We start from the raw sequence: 3,022 nt of genomic DNA on the forward strand, positions 1-3,022 counted from the left end.
GGGTACGCGCCGGACGCGGTGCGCCGGACTGTCAGCTTCTTCGCCGAGGACGCCCACCTGTTCGACACGTCGATTCTCGAGAACCTGCGGGTCGCCCGCGGAGACGTCGACGAGGCCGAGGCCCGCGCCGCGCTGGAGGCGGTCGGGCTGGGGCGATGGGTGAGCGGGCTGCCCGATGGCGTCCACACGACCCTGGCGGCCGGCGCGCACACCGTCTCCGGAGGGCAGCGCCGCAGGATCCTGCTGGCGAGGGCGTTGGTCTCCCCGGCGCGGATCCTGCTCCTCGACGAGCCCGCCGAGCATCTTGACGATGCCGATGCCGCCGACCTGCAGCGTCGTCTCCTCGATCGCGGATCGGGCCTGGTGGCCCCGGACCGGACGGTCGTCGTGGTGACGCATCGCCAGCCGGAGGGCGTGGCACCAGATGTGCGGATCAGGGTCGCCGCGCGACCTCACCCATCACCGGGGACGTCCCGGCCCCCCGTTTCGGCTCTCCGAAAACAGTGATACGAGAATATGAGATGGTTCTCATGATTCGTCGATTCAACCCTTCGAGTTCAGCAGTGAGGCAGACCGATGCATCCTTCAGCCCCGAGTGACGATTTCACCGACGCGAACCTCAAGGTCGGCAAGCGCGCCACCTGGGCGGTCGGGCTGCCCGCGATCGAGCACGCGATGATCCCGTCCGAGGAGGAGATGGGCACCGGACGGACCGCCAAGGTCTCCCTGACCATCAACCACAAGCGGGGTTTCGACTGTCCGAGCTGTGCGTGGGCCAACCCGGACCACAGCAAGCCGCTCGAGTTCTGCGAGAACGGCATCAAGTCCATCGTGTGGGAGTCCACGCCCCTGACCATCCCGCGGGAGTTCTGGTCCGGGCATTCTCTGACCAGCATGCGCGACAAGTCCGAGTACTGGCTGGGTCAGCAGGGGCGCATTGTCGAGCCGATGTACAAGGCCGCGGACTCGGACAACTACGTCCCCGTGGGGTGGGACGAGGCGTTCGACATCGCCGCGCGTCACCTCCGCGACCTGGAGTCTCCGGACGAGGCCGTCTTCTATACGAGCGGCCGCATCATGAACGAGCCGGCCTTCCTCTACCAGTTGTTCGCGCGGGCCTTCGGTACCAACAACCTGCCGGACTGCTCGAACATGTGCCACGAGGCCACGGGCGCCGGCATGACGCCCGCCATCGGTGTGGGCAAGTCGACCATCTCGTATGACGACTTCGGCAAGGCCGACCTGGTGATCGTCATGGGCCAGAATCCCGGGACCAACCATCCTCGGATGCTCAACGCGCTCGAGGAGACCAAGATCAACGGTGGGGAGATGGTCGCGGTCAATCCGCTGCCGGAGGCCTCGCTCCTGCGCTACAAGAATCCGCAGCGGCCGAATGGTCTGGTGGGGCACGGCACCACGCTCGCCGACGAGTTCCTCCAGATCCGTAGCGGCGGCGACATGCACCTGATCCAGGCCGTGGCCAAGCGGGTCCTCCTCGCCGAGGAGGCCGCGCCCGGCACGGTGCTCGACCACGACTTCCTCGACACCTACTGCGAGGGGTTCGAGGCGTACCGCGAGCACATCCTCGCCACCGACGACCGGGAGGCCCTCGATGCCACCGGGCTGACGGAGGAGCAGATCGCCTCGTTGGCCGACCGCTACATCAGGTCGAACGGCACCATCATCACCTGGTGCCTGGGGATCACGCAGCACAAGACGGGTGTCGCCACCATCGCAGAGGTCATGAATCTGCTGATGCTGCGCGGCAACATCGGAAAGCCCGGTGCCGGCGCCTCGCCGATCCGCGGTCACAGCAATGTGCAGGGCGACAGGACGATGGGCATCTGGGAACAGATGCCGGATTCGTTCCTGGATTCCCTCGCTGCCGAGTTCGACTTCGAGCCGCCCCGCGCGCACGGACACGACACCGTCTCGAGCATGAACGCCGTCGAACGCGGCGAGGTCAAGGTCATGATGTCGATGGCCGGCAACATCGTCGCCGCGATCTCGGACTCTAAGCGGGCCGAAGAGGGGATCGCCCGGGCTGATCTGACCATCCAGGTCGCGACGAAGCTCAACCGCTCCCACATCGTCACCGGACGCGAGGCGCTGATCCTCCCGGTTCTCGGTCGCACGGAGAAGGACGTCCAGCACGGGCTGCTGCAGTACGTCACCGCCGAGGACACGGTGTGCCGCATCAATGCGAGTCGCGGCGAACTCGATCCGGTCGCCCCCGGGCTCCTATCCGACGTCTCGGTGATCTGCCGCCTGGCGGAGCGCGTCCTGGAGGGGCGGGGGAGAGACATCGATTGGCGGGGCTTCGAGCGGCACTACGACACGATCCGGGATTCGATCGCGCGGGTGATCCCCGGCTTCGAGAACTTCAACGGCCGGATGGAGGAGGAGATCAGCTTCGTTCTCGCCCACGGGCCGCGGGACAGCCGTACGTTCCCGACCCGCTCCGGTAAGGCGCAGCTGACCGTTCATCGAGCCGAGCACCTGCGTGTGCCCGAGGGACGGCTGATCCTGCAGACCATGCGTGCTCACGATCAGCACAACACCACCATCTACAGCCTCAATGACAGGTACCGCGGCATTTCCAACGGCCGCTTCGTGGTCTTCGTGAATCCCGATGACCTGGCAGACCTGGGTTTGAGCGACGGCCAGACGGTCGACATCTTCAGTGAGTGGCCGGGGCTGCCGGACAAGGTTCTCCGTGGCTACCGGGTGGTGGGATATCCCTCGGCGCGCGGCTGTGCAGCCCTGTATTTCCCGGAGGGCAACGAACTCATCCACCGCGAGGCCGTCGCCGACGTATGCAACACCCCGACCTCCAAGCAGATCGTCATCCGCCTCGAGCCGGGTACGACGCCGGTGGCCACCGGACGCCCGGTCGCGCGGTAACCCCCGGCGCCGGGCGTCGCAGAGGAGGGCCGCCGGCCTCAGCGTCGCCCGCGCGCCTCGCGGTAGATCTCCACCAGGGAGTCCGTGGACGAGTCGAAGGCCGGGTCCGGGTGTGATT

The 3,022-nt window shown here is 66.9% G+C and carries 2 protein-coding genes; both read left to right on the forward strand.

Going from position 1 to position 3,022, the window contains the following annotated elements; all coding sequences use genetic code 11:
- Positions 1 to 507 (forward strand): ATP-binding cassette domain-containing protein (locus ACWIE7_RS18600; protein ID WP_454070248.1); only part of this gene is annotated, 507 nt, incomplete at its 5' end.
- 69 nt (positions 508 to 576) lie between these two features.
- Positions 577 to 2,904 carry an FdhF/YdeP family oxidoreductase gene (locus ACWIE7_RS18605; RefSeq protein ID WP_454058376.1) on the forward strand — a complete coding sequence of 776 codons (2,328 nt, stop codon included), beginning with the start codon at positions 577 to 579 and terminating at the stop codon, positions 2,902 to 2,904.
- Positions 2,905 to 3,022 lie beyond the last annotated feature (118 nt).

It is taken from the genome of Dietzia sp. NPDC055343, assembly GCF_053645265.1.

What these genes read in the sequence shown, in the direction of transcription:
- ACWIE7_RS18605 (WP_454058376.1), top strand. Translation starts at nt 577, where the DNA reads ATGCATCCTTCAGCCCCGAGTGACGATTTCACCGACGCGAACCTCAAG.